Below are 15300 nucleotides of genomic sequence, written 5' to 3'. Positions count from 1 at the left end.
TTTTAAGCCTTCCGCGCAATCGTGCTGGTGCGAGCGATCTTCGATTGCAACTGAATAATTCCGTAGATCAATGCTTCTGCAGTTGGAGGACAACCAGGAACATAAATATCCACTGGCACGATTCGGTCACAGCCGCGAACAACTGAATACGAGTTATGGTAATAACCACCACCATTCGCACAAGAGCCCATCGAGATTACCCAACGTGGTTCAGGCATTTGGTCATAAACCTTGCGCAAAGCTGGAGCCATCTTGTTGCATAGAGTGCCCGCCACAATCATCAAGTCAGATTGACGTGGAGATGGGCGGAATACAACGCCAAAACGGTCTAAGTCATAACGGGATGCGCCAGCATGCATCATTTCTACCGCACAACAGGCCAAACCAAAAGTCATAGGCCATAAAGAACCATTACGCGTCCAGTTAATCAACTGGTCAGCTGTGGTGGTAACGAAACCTTCTTTGAGAACGCCTTCTAATGCCATATCTATCACTCCCAGTCGAGAGCGCCCTTTTTCCAGATATATACAAATCCCACAATGAATTCCAATAAGAAAATCACCATAGAGGCGTAGCCAAGCCATCCGATGTCACGTAGAGCTACACCCCATGGGAATAGGAAGGCGGTTTCTAAGTCAAACAGGATGAAGAGAATGGCGATTAAGTAGTAACGCACGTCGAACTTCATACGCGCATCTTCGAAAGCTTCAAAACCACACTCATATGGAGAGAGTTTTTCAGCGTCAGGCTTCGAAGGAGCCAAAATTTTTCCGAGGAACATTGGGACTAATCCCACCCCAATGCCTACGAGGATAAAAAGCAGAACAGGAAAGTAATTAGCGAGATTCAAAATAGCCCTGATTCGTTTGTCTGGTAAATCCTAAAAGCAGCAAATTATTAATTATTCCACTACATAAAGTATTCATTTAGAGCAAAAACCCTTATCAATACTCGTTTTTGGTGCCGACGGCGAGACTCGAACTCGCACAGCCTAAGCCACTACCCCCTCAAGATAGCGTGTCTACCAATTTCACCACGTCGGCATCTTGCAAAACCTATCAATTCTACTGCATTGCACCACTGTACTACCCCATTTTTGGGGCATTTAAATAAGTAAAAACCTACTTTTTTACTTAGGAACTGCTGGTTTAGTTGGGTCTTGAACTGGAGCAACAGGAGCTGTTGGAGCCGTTGCAGGGGCTACCGTTCCAGAAAGCACACCAGGGCTCACTTCTTTCTTGTTTCCAATCCAGGTAATGCCCAGAGTGCTGATAAAGAAAACAGCAGCAAAAATGGCTGTCGTATGAGAAAGGAAGTTGGCTGAGCCACTAGCGCCAAAGAGGCTGCCAGAAGATCCGGAACCAAAGGCTGCGCCCATATCAGCGCCTTTACCCTGCTGCAACAGAACCAAGAGAATCACAGCCAAGGCTGAAATTACCTGCAATACGATCAATAAAGTCTTAAACCATTCCACAGCATATCTCCAAATAAAAAATCTATGCCTGGCAGATGGCTAGAAAGTCATGAGGGTTCAGTGATGCACCCCCAACCAATCCACCATCAATATCCGGCATGGCAAACAATTCAACGGCATTGTCAGGCTTGACACTGCCGCCATACAAAATTCCAACATGAGACGCTACATCTTCATTAAATTCGGCTAATTGCAAACGAATAGCTCGGTGCATATCTTGTGCCACCTGAGCGCTTGCAACCTTGCCGGTGCCAATAGCCCAAACAGGCTCATAGGCAATCAGACAGTCAGCTAGACGATCCTGCAGTACGCTGACCTGTTTAGCAACTTGAGAGCAAACAATCTCTTCTGCTCTACCAGAGTTTCTTTCGTCCGCAGTCTCACCAACGCAAATGACTGGCGTCATACCGTTATCCAAAACCTGAAGGGCTTTAGCTGCCACAACCTCATCAATCTCATGATGCATTTGACGACGCTCCGAGTGACCGACAATGACGTAAGTACATCCCACCTCTTTGAGCATTGATGCCGCAACCTCACCGGTGTAAGCACCAGAGCTATAAGCTGAAGCGTCTTGCGCGCCTAAGTTTAAAAAGGCCATTGAATGCACTTTGATTAACTCAGCACACTGCGGCAAATAGGGGAATGGTGGGCATACAACGTATCTACGACCCGACGGCATACCGCTCTCCATGCCACGAGCAACGGTCTTGATCCAGTCTTGATTACTTGCAAGACTGCCGTTCATTTTCCAATTACCGATAACGATGAGTGGTCGCATATGGGTGCTGAATTATCTAAACAGTTAAAACGATTTTGCCAACATGTTCAGATGACTCCATTAATGCATGGGCGTCAGCCGCCTGATCAAGCGTGAATGTTTTATAGATAACTGGTTTAAGTTTGCCCGCATTAAGCAAAGGCCAAACATTTTCAAATAACTGTTTGGTAATTTGCTTCTTAAAAGAAACTGGGCGTGGACGTAATGTTGAACCAGTAATAGTCAAGCGTCGGCGCAAAATCTGATTGGTGCTGACTTCCGCTTTAGAGCCACCCTGGATGGCAATGATCACAATGCGGCCATCATCAGCCAAGCAATCGATTTCCTTTTGGACATAAACGCCGGTAACCATATCCAAAATAACATTCACACCTTTGCCATCTGTAGCTTTTTTGACTTCCTCAACAAAATCTTGTGTCTTGTAATTGATAGCAAGGTCAGCACCTAAAGCCACGCAAGCAGCACACTTCTCGTCCGTACCAGCAGTAACAAATACTTTATGACCCAATGCTTTTGCAATCAAGATTGCGGTAACTCCAATACCGCTAGAGCCACCTTGAACCAATAAAGTCTCGCCTTGAACCAACTCACCACGCATGAAGACATTGCTCCAAACGGTGTAGAAGGTTTCTGGCAAAGCAGCAGCTTCTTGATCGCTAAAGCCCTTAGGGTATGGCAAACACTGAGCAACAGGTGCAGTACATAGTTCCGCGTAACCACCGCCTTGAACTAATGCGCAAACCTTATCGCCTAGCTTTAATCCAAACACATTATCAGGATGGGATAAATCACCGCCAACAATCTCACCAGCAACCTCAAGACCAGGAATATCAGATGCGCCCGCAGGGACTGGATAATGTCCTTTGCGCTGTAAAACGTCAGGGCGATTAATTCCAGCAGCTAAAACTTTGATCAAAATTTCGCCAGTTCCAGCAGTAGGAGCGGCTGGATCTGGACGGCTGGATGGCACCAGCATCTCTGGTGCGCCAAATTCTTTGATTTCAACTACGCGCATGAATACTCCTGCTTGCTAAAGTAATTAAGCGGATTCACCAGTCGCTGGAGCAGCCTCTGCAGACACTTCAGTAGCGCCAGCTAAAGGAGCAATCGTGCCGCCCTCATCAGCCATCGCAGCTTTTAGGGACAAACGTAAACGACCACGCTCATCAGCCGCTAACAATTTCACGCGCACTACTTGGCCTTCTGCTAAATAGTCTTTAACTTCTTTCACGCGCTCATTTGAAATCTCAGAGATGTGCAAAAGACCATCCTTACCAGGAAGAATATTTACCAAAGCACCGAATTCGAGCAACTTCACTACTGGACCTTCGTAGATCTTTCCTACTTCGGCTTCAGCAGTAATACCTTCAATACGTGCTTTAGCTTCTGCCATGCCTTCAGCAGATGTAGAAGCAATCGTTACAGTGCCATCATCTTTGATATCGATGCTGCAACCAGTTTCCTTAGTCAACGCCTGAATAGTAGCGCCGCCCTTACCGATTACTTCGCGGATCTTGTCTGGATGAATCTTGAAAGAAACCATGCGTGGAGCATGTGCTGACAATTCCGTACGAACTGAACCCATCGCTTCTTGCATTTTGCTCAAGATGTGCAAGCGACCCTCTTTAGCTTGCGCCAAAGCTACTTGCATAATTTCTTTGGTGATACCTTGTACTTTGATATCCATCTGCAATGCAGTAATACCATTCGCTGTACCAGCAACTTTGAAGTCCATATCGCCTAGGTGATCTTCATCACCCAAGATGTCTGTCAACACAGCAAAACGATTACCGTCAAGGATCAAGCCCATTGCAACACCAGCAACGTGTGCTTTAACCGGAACACCGGCGTCCATCATTGCCAAACAGCCACCACAAACAGAAGCCATTGAAGAAGAGCCATTGGACTCAGTAATTTCTGAGACCACACGAATGCTGTATGCAAAATCTTCTGCACTTGGCAATACTGGAATCAAAGCACGCTTAGCTAAACGACCATGACCAATTTCACGACGCTTAGGGCTTCCTACGCGACCTGTTTCGCCAGTAGCAAACGGCGGCATGTTGTAGTGGAACATGAAGCGATCGCGGTATTCGCCTTCAAGCGCATCAATAATTTGCTCATCACGTGCAGTACCGAGTGTTGCAACAACCAATGCTTGAGTTTCACCACGAGTAAACAAAGCAGATCCATGTGTACGTGGCAATACGCCGTTGCGAATTTCGATCGGGCGTACTGTGCGTGTATCGCGACCATCAATACGTGGCTCACCATTCAAAATCTGGCTACGAACAATCTTCGCTTCAATTTCAAACATGATGTCGCTAACAGCAACAGCATCAACTTCGCCTTCTTCTGACAACTTAGCCATTACCTCTTTAGAAATTTCTTTGAGCTTGTCGGAACGAGCGCCTTTTTGACGAATCTGATAAGCCTCACGCAATGGCGCTTCAGCCAATGCAGTTACCTTGGCGATAAATGGCTCATCTTTAGGAGCTGCAGTCCAATCCCACTCAGGCTTACCAGCTTCACGAACTAAATCATTAATAGCATTAATTGCCGTTTGCATTTGCTCATGACCATATACAACTGCGCCCAACATCACTTCTTCGGATAATTGATTTGCTTCTGATTCAACCATTAATACAGCAGCTTGCGTACCGGCAACAATCAAATCAAGTTCGCTAGTAGCTTGCTCAGTACGCGTTGGATTCAAGAGGTACTGACCGTTTGCATAGCCAACACGTGCAGCACCTACTGGGCCAGCAAATGGGATACCTGAAACAGCTAAGGCAGCAGATGCAGCAATCAGAGCAGGAATATCAGCAGGTACATCAGGGTTGATGGACAACACGTGCACCACAACCTGAACTTCGTTCAAGAAACCCTCTGGGAACAAAGGACGCAATGGGCGATCAATCAAACGGGAGATCAATGTCTCACCTTCAGATGGACGACCTTCGCGACGAAAGAAGCCGCCAGGGATCTTTCCAGCTGCGTATGTCTTTTCTAAATAATCAACAGTCAACGGGAAAAATGATTGGCCCGGCTTTGCAGACTTAGAGGCTACAACTGTACCCATTACTACCGTGTCATCTACGTTAACAATAACGGCACCACCGGATTGACGAGCGATCTCGCCTGTTTCCATGGTTACTTGATGATTACCCCATTGAAAACTTTTAACTGCTTTTTTAAACATTGTCATTCTGATCTTCTCCAAATTGTTCACGCAAAACTCACACGAGCAATGCGCTTGTCGTGGGATAAAGCAGTGCCACGACAACACTGGAGCGATTTAGGATCACAAGGGATGCCATTCCAGGGAGACTCTGCATAAAACCCAGAAACTCATTGGAATGACACAATCCCCTACACAAATGATCTAAAGCGCCCAAAAAAACATGCCATCTGCTTAAGACTGATTCTGTAAAGAAACAACCCTAAGAAAGATGGCATTGCATACCGATAAGAATTACTTGCGGAGACCTAATTTCTCAATCAATGCGCGATAGCGATCCAAATCTTTGCCTTTGAGGTAATCCAAAAGGCGACGGCGACGTGAAACCATCTTCAACAAGCCACGACGGCTGTGATGATCTTTAGCGTTAGCCTTGAAATGGGGGGTTAGTTCATTGATGCGGGCTGTGAGCAATGAAACTTGAACTTCAGGGCTGCCCGTATCGTTTGCGCTGCGCGCGTTTTCTTTGACGATATCCGCCGTTTTAATATCAGCAACTGCCATTTTTAATACTCCTAACTTGCGAACACCAGAGCTTTCACCCATTAAGTGTCGTGCGTGATTAACAAAATAATACAAAAAAGCTTTATAAATCAAAGCCCTCTAATTGTAGCAGATCAATAAGCGCAACAGACTAAGGAACAAAAAACCGCCAGAGAGGTGGTTCAATGAAAATACATATATAAAACAATGACTTATGTATTTTAAGGTGTCATCTGGGCATTGAGCTTGACCTGACTTGGATCGTGCAACTTATTCAAGGCAGATAAATATGCTTTCGCAGAAGCGGCAATAATGTCAGGGTCAGTACCAACACCATTCACAATGCGTCCGCCTTTTGCCAACCGCACAGTAACTTCACCCTGGGACTGCGTGCCGGAAGTAATCGCATTGACCGAATAAAGCAACTGCTCTGCCCCGCTTTTAGCAATACCTTCTATAGCATTCAAGCTAGCATCCACTGGACCATTCCCTTCTGCTTCAGAGCTAATCTCTTTGTCACCCATGCGAAAAGTCACGCGTGACTTAGGGCGCTCACCAGTTTCTGAATGCTGACTTAATGAGATGAATTTGTAATGTTCACCCTCTTCTGCCGCCGCTGAATCAGACATGATGGCAATAATATCTTCATCAAAAATCTCAGACTTTTGATCTGCCAAGGCCTTAAAACGACTAAACGCTTCGTTCAAATCGGCTTCAGCATCGACAGTAATGCCCAACTCTTGCAAGCGTTGTTTAAAAGCATTGCGACCTGATAACTTTCCCAAAATAATCTTGTTTGCTGACCAACCCACATCTTCTGCGCGCATGATTTCATAGGTGTCACGGTTCTTCAAAATACCATCCTGATGGATGCCCGATGTGTGCGCAAAGGCATTAGCGCCAACAACTGCTTTGTTAGGCTGAACCACAAAGCCAGTGATCTGAGAAACCAACTTTGAAGCCGGCACAATTTGTGTAGCATCAATACCGCAAACCATATCAAAATAATCTTTACGAGTACGCAATGACATCACAATTTCTTCTAATGCAGTATTGCCCGCACGTTCGCCCAAGCCATTGATCGTGCATTCGATTTGACGAGCTCCACCGATCTTTACGCCAGCTAAAGAGTTTGCAACAGCCATACCTAAGTCATTATGGCAATGTACTGACCATACTGCTTTATCTGAATTGGGTACTCGTGTACGCAAGGTCTTAATAAACTCACCATACAACTCAGGCGTTGCATAACCAACCGTATCTGGAATATTAATAGTGGATGCGCCTTCATTAATTACGGCCTCAACGACTCTGCATAAAAAGTCCATTTCAGAGCGATAACCATCTTCAGCTGAGAACTCAATATCAGCAGTCAAGTTACGCGCAAAACGAATAGAACGCTTAGCCTGCTCCAAAACCTCTTCAGGAGACATACGCAACTTGACAGCCATATGTAATGGACTTGTGGCTAAGAATGCATGAATGCGTTTTGCATTAGCAGCTTGTAAGGCATCAGCAGCACGAGTAATGTCCTTGTCATTAGCTCTGGCTAATGAACAAACAATGGAATCTTTAACGGCAGCAGCAACTGCTGAAATTGCCTGAAAGTCACCTTCAGAGCTAGCAGCAAAACCGGCCTCAATCACATCAACCCTAAGACGTTCTAGTTGACGGGCAATCCGTACTTTTTCGTCTTTAGTCATTGATGCGCCAGGTGACTGCTCACCATCACGCAAGGTGGTATCAAAAATGATTACTTTGTCGCTCATTACAGCTCTCCGGTTTTAAATACTTCTGAACTTATTAAGTTAACGCAATCTTACAAAACAAAAACCCCAGCAATTTGCTGGGGCTGGTATGTGGTGGCTAATGAATTTCTTTTATCTCATTAACTCAGGCCTCACCCGCCCCAAGCATTAGGCTTAGTGCTAGCAGAAGAAGACTAGATAAAAGTGAGAAATTTATAGTCATGGAATTACTATACCCCAAAATTCTGGAATTAGCTAAAACGCTTTCCACTGAGTCGTTCCCAGGCCCAAATGACGTAGCCGGATATGGAATAGACCACAAACAAGCCAAATAGAGTCAAAGGAGGATTCGATGAGATCAAAACAAAAGTGAGGATCATCAGAACCATGACGCCAAAAGGCACACGATAGCGGACATCTAAAGCCTTGCCACTATAAAAACGGGCATTAGAAACCATGGTGAGGCCCGCATAAACAGCGATAAAGAAGGTAACCCATGGAATGGCCGTGTCACGCACCGGAATCTTATTGTCATCAGCCAACCAAATAAAACCAGCCATTAAGGCGCCGGCTGCTGGACTGGGTAGGCCTTGGAAAAACTTCTTATCCACTACGCCCGTGTTTACATTAAAGCGCGCTAAACGCAAAGCAGCGCCAGCGCAGTAAGTAAATGCAGCCAACCAACCCCATTTACCCAAATCTTTTAGAGCCCATTCATAAGCAACCAATGCAGGCGCAACACCAAAGGAGACCATATCAGCCAGCGAATCGTACTGTTCGCCAAAAGCGCTCTGAGTATTAGTCATGCGCGCTACACGACCATCCATTCCATCGAGGACTAAGGATGCAAAGATCGCAATCGCAGCCATTTCAAATTGATGATTCATCGCATTAACAATAGCGAAGAAACCACAAAACAAAGCAGCGGTAGTAAATGCATTTGGCAGGAGATATATACCCTTGCTTCGCAAGCGAGGCTTTTGAGGATGCAACTCCTCTATTTCGTAATCAATTCCATCACCCAACTCCTCCGCCCACTGCTGATCAGAATTGGCAGCATGTCTATGAGAGAGACGGCTCCGGTCTATGCGACCACGACGGCGAAATGTTGTCAAAAAATATCCTAGTGAATAATATTTAGAATCAATCTAAGCCAGGTAAACGGGCCAAAGCTGTATTTGTTGCAAATACTTTATCACCAACGCTCACTAGTGGCTCAGCAGTAAGCGGTAAGTACACATCCACACGGGAACCAAAGCGAATAAACCCATAACGCTCACCTGCCTTGAGACGGTCACCAACATGAATATAGCAAAGAATGCGGCGGGCAATCAAACCAGCAACCTGAACCAAAGTAACGATTTGACCATTGGCGTCAATCACAACCGCATTGCGCTCATTTTCTGTAGATGCCTTATCTAAATCTGCATTTACGAACTTACCAGGGAAATACTGAACTTCTTTCACCAAACCATTAACAGCGCTACGGTTAGAGTGAACATTAAATACATTCATGAAGACACTAATTTTGAGCGCTTCACGACCAGCATAAGCATCATTGGTTTTTTCAACAACCACAATACGGCCATCAGCTGGCGACAAAACCAAATCACGACCCATTGCAGGAATGCGCTGCGGATCGCGGAAGAACTGCAGAACAAAGATAAAGATGATCCAAAGCGGCCACGACCAGGCAATACCACCGAGATAGTGGACAAGTAAAGTCACCGCCCCCACTAACGCTAAATACGGCCAACCTTCTTTCGCAATAATGGGGTGTGGATACATCATCTTTATTCTGAGCCTTTTAATTAACTTCTATTGATTAGTTTTTGGTCTGATCAACCAACTTGTTCTTCGCAATCCAAGGCATCATAGCGCGTAATTTAGCGCCCACTACTTCGATGTCATGCTCTGCATTCAAGCGACGACGAGAAATCAAAGTAGGTGCACCTGCTTTGTTTTCCAGGATGAAGCTCTTTGCGTATTCGCCAGTTTGAATATCTTTCAAGCACTGACGCATTGCATTCTTAGTGTCTTCAGTAACAACACGCGGACCAGTCACATACTCACCATACTCAGCATTGTTAGAGATTGAGTAGTTCATGTTGGCAATGCCACCTTCGTAGATCAAGTCAACGATTAACTTGAGTTCATGCAAGCACTCAAAGTAAGCCATTTCAGGAGCATAACCAGCCTCAACCAAAGTTTCAAAACCAGCTTTGATCAACTCAACCGCACCACCACAAAGAACAGCCTGCTCACCGAACAAGTCAGTTTCTGTTTCTTCACGGAAGTTTGTTTCGATAATGCCTGCACGGCCACCACCATTTGCAGTCGCATAAGACAACGCAACATCACGTGCAGAACCAGATTTATCTTGATAAACGGCGATCAAATGAGGTACACCGCCACCTTGTGCGTAAGTACCACGTACTGTGTGGCCGGGAGCCTTAGGAGCGATCATGATCACATCTAAGTCAGCGCGTGGCTGAACTTGACCGTAGTGAACGTTAAAACCGTGAGCGAAAGCCAAGGCTGCGCCCTGCTTGATATTGCCGTGAACTTCTTTGTTGTAAACATCAGCGATTTGCTCATCAGGCAACAACATCATGACGACATCCGCATCCTTAACCGCTTCGCCAACTTCTTTAACTGTCAAGCCAGCATTCGCTGCTTTGCTCCAGGAAGCGCCATCTTTACGCAAACCAACAGTAACGTTAACGCCAGAATCTTTAAGGTTCAATGCGTGTGCGTGACCTTGTGAACCATAACCAATAATGGTGACTTTCTTGCCCTTAATAAGGGACAAATCAGCGTCTTTATCGTAAAAAACTTTCATGCTCTTTCCTTGTATTGAAAATGTAATTGATGCAGTAATTAGTTAAAAAATTAAACCTTGAGGATGCGCTCTCCACGACCAATTCCAGAACCGCCCGAGCGAACAGTCTCCAAAATCGATGCGCGATCGATCGAATCAATAAAGGCATCTAGCTTGGCACCATCGCCAGTTAACTCAATGGTGTAACTCTTGTCTGTCACATCAATGATGCGACCGCGAAAGATATCGGTAGTGCGTTTAAGCTCTTCACGCTCTTTTCCAACAGCACGAACCTTGATCATCATAAGCTCGCGCTCAATATGAGGGCCTTCACTCAAATCAAATACCTTAACAACTTCAACCAAACGGTTTAAGTGTTTAGTAATTTGTTCAATGACATCATCGGAGCCAAAAGTCACGATTGTCATGCGCGATAAAGAAGGATCTTCAGTAGGCGCAACACTTAAGGTATCAATGTTGTAACCACGAGCAGAAAAAAGACCTACTACGCGTGACAAAGCGCCCGGCTCGTTCTCAATGAGTACAGAAATAATATGGCGCATTAGAGATCCTCACTACCCAAAAGCATTTCAGTAATACCCTTGCCAGCTTGAACCATAGGCCAAACGTTTTCTTCTGGATCAGTCTGGAAATCCATGAATACGGTGCGATCTTTTAAGCGAATCGCCTCTTTAAGAGCGCCCTCAACATCGGATTTCTTTTCAATACGCATACCAACGTGACCATAGGCTTCGGCTAACTTCACAAAGTCAGGCAAAGAGTCCATGTATGAGCTGGAATAACGTTTGTTATAGGTGAGCTCTTGCCACTGGCGAACCATACCCAAGTAACGGTTATTGAGGGACACGATCTTCACCGGAGTGTCGTACTGTTTGCAAGTAGACAGTTCTTGAATACACATCTGAATAGAGCCTTCACCAGTAATGGTGAACACATCTTTTTCTGGGAATGCTTTTTTGATGCCCATGGCGTAGGGCAAGCCAACGCCCATGGTGCCAAGACCGCCAGAGTTAATCCAACGACGTGGCTTATCAAACTTATAGAACTGGGCCGCCCACATTTGATGCTGACCAACGTCAGAGCAAATAAATGCGTCGCCACCAGTAAGCTCCCACAGCTTTTGCACAACATACTGCGGCTTTACGATTTGAGAAGCTTCGTCATATTTCAAGCAATCTTTTTTGCGCCACTCATTAATCTGATCCCACCATGCGGCAACTTTATCGCCATTCTTACGTGGACCAGCTGCCTTAATTTGAGCGGTCATCTCAACCAGCACTTCTTTAAGGTTGCCAACGATGGGCACATCTACTTTCACGCGCTTAGAAATCACGGAAGGATCGATGTCAATGTGAATAATTTTGCGTGGATGACTTGCAAAGTGTGCAGTGTTACCGATCACGCGATCATCAAAACGTGCACCAATAGCAATCAACACGTCGCTGTGCTGCATAGCCATATTGGCTTCGTAAGTTCCATGCATACCCAGCATGCCCACAAACTGTGGACTTGTTCCAGGAAATCCGCCCAAGCCCATCAAGGTATTGGTGACTGGATAACCCAAAAGCTCCGCGAACTCTTTTAACTCAGGAGCAGCATCTGACAAAATCACACCGCCGCCGGTGTAGATATATGGACGCTCCGCTTCTTGTAATAGAGCTACTGCTTTGCGAATTTGTCCACTATGGCCCTTAATTACAGGGTTGTAAGAACGCATCTCCAATACATCTGGATAAACGAACGGACCTTTAGCTGCTGAGACATCCTTAGGAATATCGATCAACACAGGACCTGGACGACCAGTTTGCGCGATATGAAAGGCTTTCTTCAATACCAAAGGAAGATCCCTAACATCTTTCACGAGGAAGTTGTGCTTCACAACTGGGCGTGTAATACCAACAGTGTCAGCCTCTTGGAAAGCATCTTCACCGATAGCATAAGTAGGAACGTTACCGCTGATGATCACCATAGGGATCGAATCAGTGTAAGCAGTCGCAATACCAGTCACCGCATTGGTCACACCTGGACCTGAGGTAACTAGCGCTACGCCAACCTTGCCGGTTGCACGAGCATAGCCATCGGCAGCATGAACAGCAGCCTGCTCATGGCGAACAAGAATGTGCTCAAACTTGTCTTGCTTAAAAATTTCGTCATAAATGAAGAGAACAGAACCGCCTGGGTAACCCCAAACGTATTCGACACCCTCTTTGTGCAATGCATGAACGAGCATCTCTGCACCAATCATTTCTGGAGGCGCTGCATCATTGTTTGTATCTGTTGAGTCTTTGTTAGCTTTGCTAGCTAAAAATTCGGCGCTGCTTGTATTCATTTTCTTTCGTCCTTTGCAATTTTCGGCAAAAAATTGATTGGTCTGTTCTATCTCCTGCTTATGGCCTGAGTTCGAACGGCGCTGCTACCGGAAAAAACCACTTCTTGAATGAGATTCTAGGTAGTAAGCCCTATATTCTATAGCAATCCCCTAAAATGGCTGAATTCTTACCGATTCAGGTCTAATCCATTGCATGGCATCAGCCCAAGAACTATCTGACTTTCTCAGCAGTATTGAGCAGCGCGCCTTTAAGCAGGCGGTATATGCCGTGCGTGACGACGACGCAGCATTGGATATTGTTCAAGATGCCATGATCAAGCTTGCTGAAAAATATGGTGATAGACCAGCAGCAGAGCTACCTTTGGTTTTCACTAGAATTTTGCAAAATCGCATTCATGACTGGTTTAGAAGGCAAAAAGTTAGAAATACTTGGGTAACCCTTTTTTCCAATATGGGCAAAAAGGCTGATGAAAGCGACGATTTTGACGCTTTAGAGTCCCTTTCCGCCCCAGATGACAGTGAAATTCATCAAGATGGGGCTCAAAAGCTTGAAAAAAGTCAGCTTTTACAGGCTTTGGAGTCAGAAATATCTAAATTGCCTGTACGTCAACGAGAAGCCTTCCTGATGCGTTATTGGGATGAGCTAAGTATTACTGAGACGGCACTGGCAATGAGTTGTAGCGAAGGAAGCGTCAAAACCCACTGTTCTAGAGCCACCCAAACATTAGCTAAAGCATTGAAATTAAAAGGAATTACCCTGTGAAACACTTAGATGACCAACTAACCCAGACCCAAGCAGACCAATTTGGTCAGGCTAGCGCTGCCCTACTCCGTCAAGGTGCTCACACCATTCCCCAGAACATTAAAGATCGCTTGTATGCAGCTCGCATGAAGGCTCTATCCGTTAAAAAACCTGAAAAAGTACGTATTCAAAAACAAGTTTTAGCAGGCTCTGTTCGCAACTGGACATCTGGTTCAAGCGGCACTTGGGATACCTTGGGCTGGATTGCTCCACTAGTGGTCTTAGTATTTGGCTTGATAGGTATCGCACAGTGGCAAGATGATTCACGTATTAATGACATTGCCGAAGTGGATGCGGCACTGTTGTCTGATGACGTGCCACCCGATGCTTATGCTGACAGCGGATTTCTGGCCTTTCTTAAAAACGGCCCTCTTTCTGAGTCAGATAACCCATCAGACTCGATTCAAAGCAAATAATTCCGACTCATTTGATGTCATTCAAAACTAGAACGCAAAAATCTTGTGGACTAGCGCTTTGCGCTTTTCTGTGCGTACTCATCGCTAGTCCAGCAATCGCACAGTTACAGCCCAACAATTCAAATGGGAAAGCAACAACAATTTCCGAGAAAATACCTGATGGGACATGGGAAAGCTTAAAACCAGCTCAACAAAAAATCCTTGCGCCCCTTGAGAGCGATTGGGACTACATGCTTCCTGAGAGTCGCAAAAGATGGATGTATGTAGCAAATATTTATCCCAAAATGAGTGCGCAAGAGCAAGAGCGACTTCAATCTCGCATGACTAGCTGGTCCAACCTTTCTCAAAAAGAGCGTCGCCTTGCTCGAGAAAATTATCTTGCTAGCCTGAAGTTTCCAACTGAGAAAAAAGCGGAAGCATGGACAGCTTACCAAAAACTCAGTGATGAGCAAAAAAAGAAGTTTGCTGAATCAGCAACAAAGAAAAAACCGACCGCTACTAGCTCACCAACACTGCAGCTGCATCCCATTTCTCCAAAAGTTACCCTGCCTGCTGCGGCGGCTGCTCCAGCCATATCACCCCCCTCTCCTACAGAAGACCTACCGCAAGAATCCGAGAGTAGTCAATCCAGCAATTAATTGACTATCATGACGCCCGCTGAACTGAACGCATTACCTTCTCCCCAATTTTGGCGTCGTGTTTCATGCTGCCTCTATGAACAACTTGTATTACTGGGGGTAATAGCATTTACGTTTTTGGTTCCAAATCTTGGCCTAGGAATTCTTTTCGGCATTTCATTGCCGAGTTGGCTTACTTTTTTGTACCTATATGCTGTATTGGGAATTTACTTTGTCTGGTACTGGACCAAATCCGGTCAGACGCTAGCCATGCAGACATGGCGAATAAGAATTATCGGCAAAGATGGCTACACCTTAACTAAACGACAGGCCTTTTGGCGCTATGTTTATGGATCTCTATGGCTTATTCCATGCGTCTTATTGCAATGGGCTTTTCATTTAGAGAAATGGCAAATCATTGAAATGCTTTTTGCAGTGGCGTTATTTATTTGGCCACTAAGCACTTACCTAGACCGTCAAAGTCATTTGCATCGGCAAAGCCTGCCAGATCGTTTTGCTGGTACGCGCTTAGTTGAGCTTCCTAAAAACCTCGTGACCCTGACCTGA

17 protein-coding genes and 1 tRNA gene are annotated in these 15300 nt (G+C 45.5%); 4 read left to right on the top strand and 14 right to left on the bottom strand.

Translation table 11 applies throughout. From position 1 onward, the window contains the following. Window positions 1-2 precede the first annotated feature (2 nt). The 14 genes from ICE93_RS07150 to ICE93_RS07085 form a co-directional block, all read right to left on the bottom strand. Complete coding sequence (locus tag ICE93_RS07150) at window positions 3-485, bottom strand: NADH-quinone oxidoreductase subunit B family protein (RefSeq protein ID WP_011902891.1); 483 nt, start codon at window positions 483-485, stop codon at window positions 3-5. 5 nt (window positions 486-490) lie between these two features. Beyond that, the gene (locus tag ICE93_RS07145) at window positions 491-850 is read right to left on the bottom strand and encodes an NADH-quinone oxidoreductase subunit A (protein WP_012357790.1); all 360 of its coding nucleotides are present in this window, start codon (window positions 848-850) and stop codon (window positions 491-493) included. 108 nt (window positions 851-958) lie between these two features. After that, window positions 959-1043, bottom strand: a tRNA-Leu gene (locus ICE93_RS07140). An 86-nt stretch (window positions 1044-1129) separates the two neighbouring features. Next, a complete protein-coding gene (gene secG, locus ICE93_RS07135; protein WP_216186899.1) occupies window positions 1130-1474 on the bottom strand; it encodes a preprotein translocase subunit SecG in 345 nt (114 codons plus the stop codon). A 22-nt stretch (window positions 1475-1496) separates the two neighbouring features. After that, the gene (gene tpiA / locus ICE93_RS07130; RefSeq protein WP_216186897.1) at window positions 1497-2255 is read right to left on the bottom strand and encodes a triose-phosphate isomerase; all 759 of its coding nucleotides are present in this window, start codon (window positions 2253-2255) and stop codon (window positions 1497-1499) included. Between the two features lie 16 nt (window positions 2256-2271). Further along, window positions 2272-3270 carry an NAD(P)H-quinone oxidoreductase gene (locus tag ICE93_RS07125; protein WP_216186895.1) on the bottom strand — a complete coding sequence of 333 codons (999 nt, stop codon included), beginning with the start codon at window positions 3268-3270 and terminating at the stop codon, window positions 2272-2274. 24 nt (window positions 3271-3294) lie between these two features. Further along, window positions 3295-5463 carry a polyribonucleotide nucleotidyltransferase gene (gene pnp, locus ICE93_RS07120; protein WP_216186893.1) on the bottom strand — a complete coding sequence of 723 codons (2169 nt, stop codon included), beginning with the start codon at window positions 5461-5463 and terminating at the stop codon, window positions 3295-3297. Between the two features lie 267 nt (window positions 5464-5730). After that, window positions 5731-6000 carry a 30S ribosomal protein S15 gene (gene rpsO / locus ICE93_RS07115; RefSeq protein ID WP_216186891.1) on the bottom strand — a complete coding sequence of 90 codons (270 nt, stop codon included), beginning with the start codon at window positions 5998-6000 and terminating at the stop codon, window positions 5731-5733. A gap of 200 nt (window positions 6001-6200) precedes the next feature. Next, the gene (locus tag ICE93_RS07110) at window positions 6201-7748 is read right to left on the bottom strand and encodes a 2-isopropylmalate synthase (protein WP_216186889.1); all 1548 of its coding nucleotides are present in this window, start codon (window positions 7746-7748) and stop codon (window positions 6201-6203) included. A 230-nt stretch (window positions 7749-7978) separates the two neighbouring features. Beyond that, window positions 7979-8842 carry a CDP-diacylglycerol--serine O-phosphatidyltransferase gene (gene pssA / locus ICE93_RS07105; protein ID WP_216186887.1) on the bottom strand — a complete coding sequence of 288 codons (864 nt, stop codon included), beginning with the start codon at window positions 8840-8842 and terminating at the stop codon, window positions 7979-7981. Between the two features lie 28 nt (window positions 8843-8870). Continuing rightward, window positions 8871-9518 (bottom strand): phosphatidylserine decarboxylase, encoded by a 648-nt coding sequence (locus tag ICE93_RS07100; protein WP_216186885.1) that lies wholly within the window; start codon window positions 9516-9518, stop codon window positions 8871-8873. Window positions 9519-9552: 34 nt separating this feature from the next. Further along, complete coding sequence (gene ilvC / locus ICE93_RS07095; protein ID WP_068323077.1) at window positions 9553-10569, bottom strand: ketol-acid reductoisomerase; 1017 nt, start codon at window positions 10567-10569, stop codon at window positions 9553-9555. Window positions 10570-10619: 50 nt separating this feature from the next. Then, the gene (gene ilvN / locus ICE93_RS07090; protein WP_011902903.1) at window positions 10620-11111 is read right to left on the bottom strand and encodes an acetolactate synthase small subunit; all 492 of its coding nucleotides are present in this window, start codon (window positions 11109-11111) and stop codon (window positions 10620-10622) included. Beyond that, a complete protein-coding gene (locus ICE93_RS07085) occupies window positions 11111-12898 on the bottom strand; it encodes an acetolactate synthase 3 catalytic subunit (protein ID WP_216186883.1) in 1788 nt (595 codons plus the stop codon). Before ICE93_RS07085 ends, ilvN begins: the two co-directional genes overlap by 1 nt. 193 nt (window positions 12899-13091) lie before the next feature. On the opposite strand from ICE93_RS07085, the gene ICE93_RS07080 reads away from it, so the two are divergent. The 4 genes from ICE93_RS07080 to ICE93_RS07065 are packed head-to-tail and all read left to right on the top strand — an operon-like array spanning window position 13092 to window position 15300. After that, entirely contained in the window at window positions 13092-13661 is a 570-nt protein-coding gene (locus ICE93_RS07080) for an RNA polymerase sigma factor (protein WP_216186881.1), read from the top strand. Next, on the top strand, window positions 13658-14116 hold the full coding sequence (locus ICE93_RS07075; protein WP_216186879.1) for a DUF3619 family protein: 459 nt from the start codon (window positions 13658-13660) through the stop codon (window positions 14114-14116). The genes ICE93_RS07080 and ICE93_RS07075 overlap by 4 nt, the downstream gene beginning before the upstream one ends. 14 nt (window positions 14117-14130) lie before the next feature. Beyond that, a complete protein-coding gene (locus ICE93_RS07070; protein ID WP_216186877.1) occupies window positions 14131-14754 on the top strand; it encodes a DUF3106 domain-containing protein in 624 nt (207 codons plus the stop codon). A gap of 9 nt (window positions 14755-14763) precedes the next feature. Further along, window positions 14764-15300, top strand: a complete 537-nt coding sequence (locus ICE93_RS07065) for an RDD family protein (protein ID WP_216186875.1) — start codon at window positions 14764-14766, stop codon at window positions 15298-15300.

The organism is Polynucleobacter sp. MWH-HuK1 (assembly GCF_018881815.1).
GTDB lineage: Bacteria > Pseudomonadota > Gammaproteobacteria > Burkholderiales > Burkholderiaceae > Polynucleobacter.
This window is presented reverse-complemented; position numbering and strand designations above follow the sequence as displayed.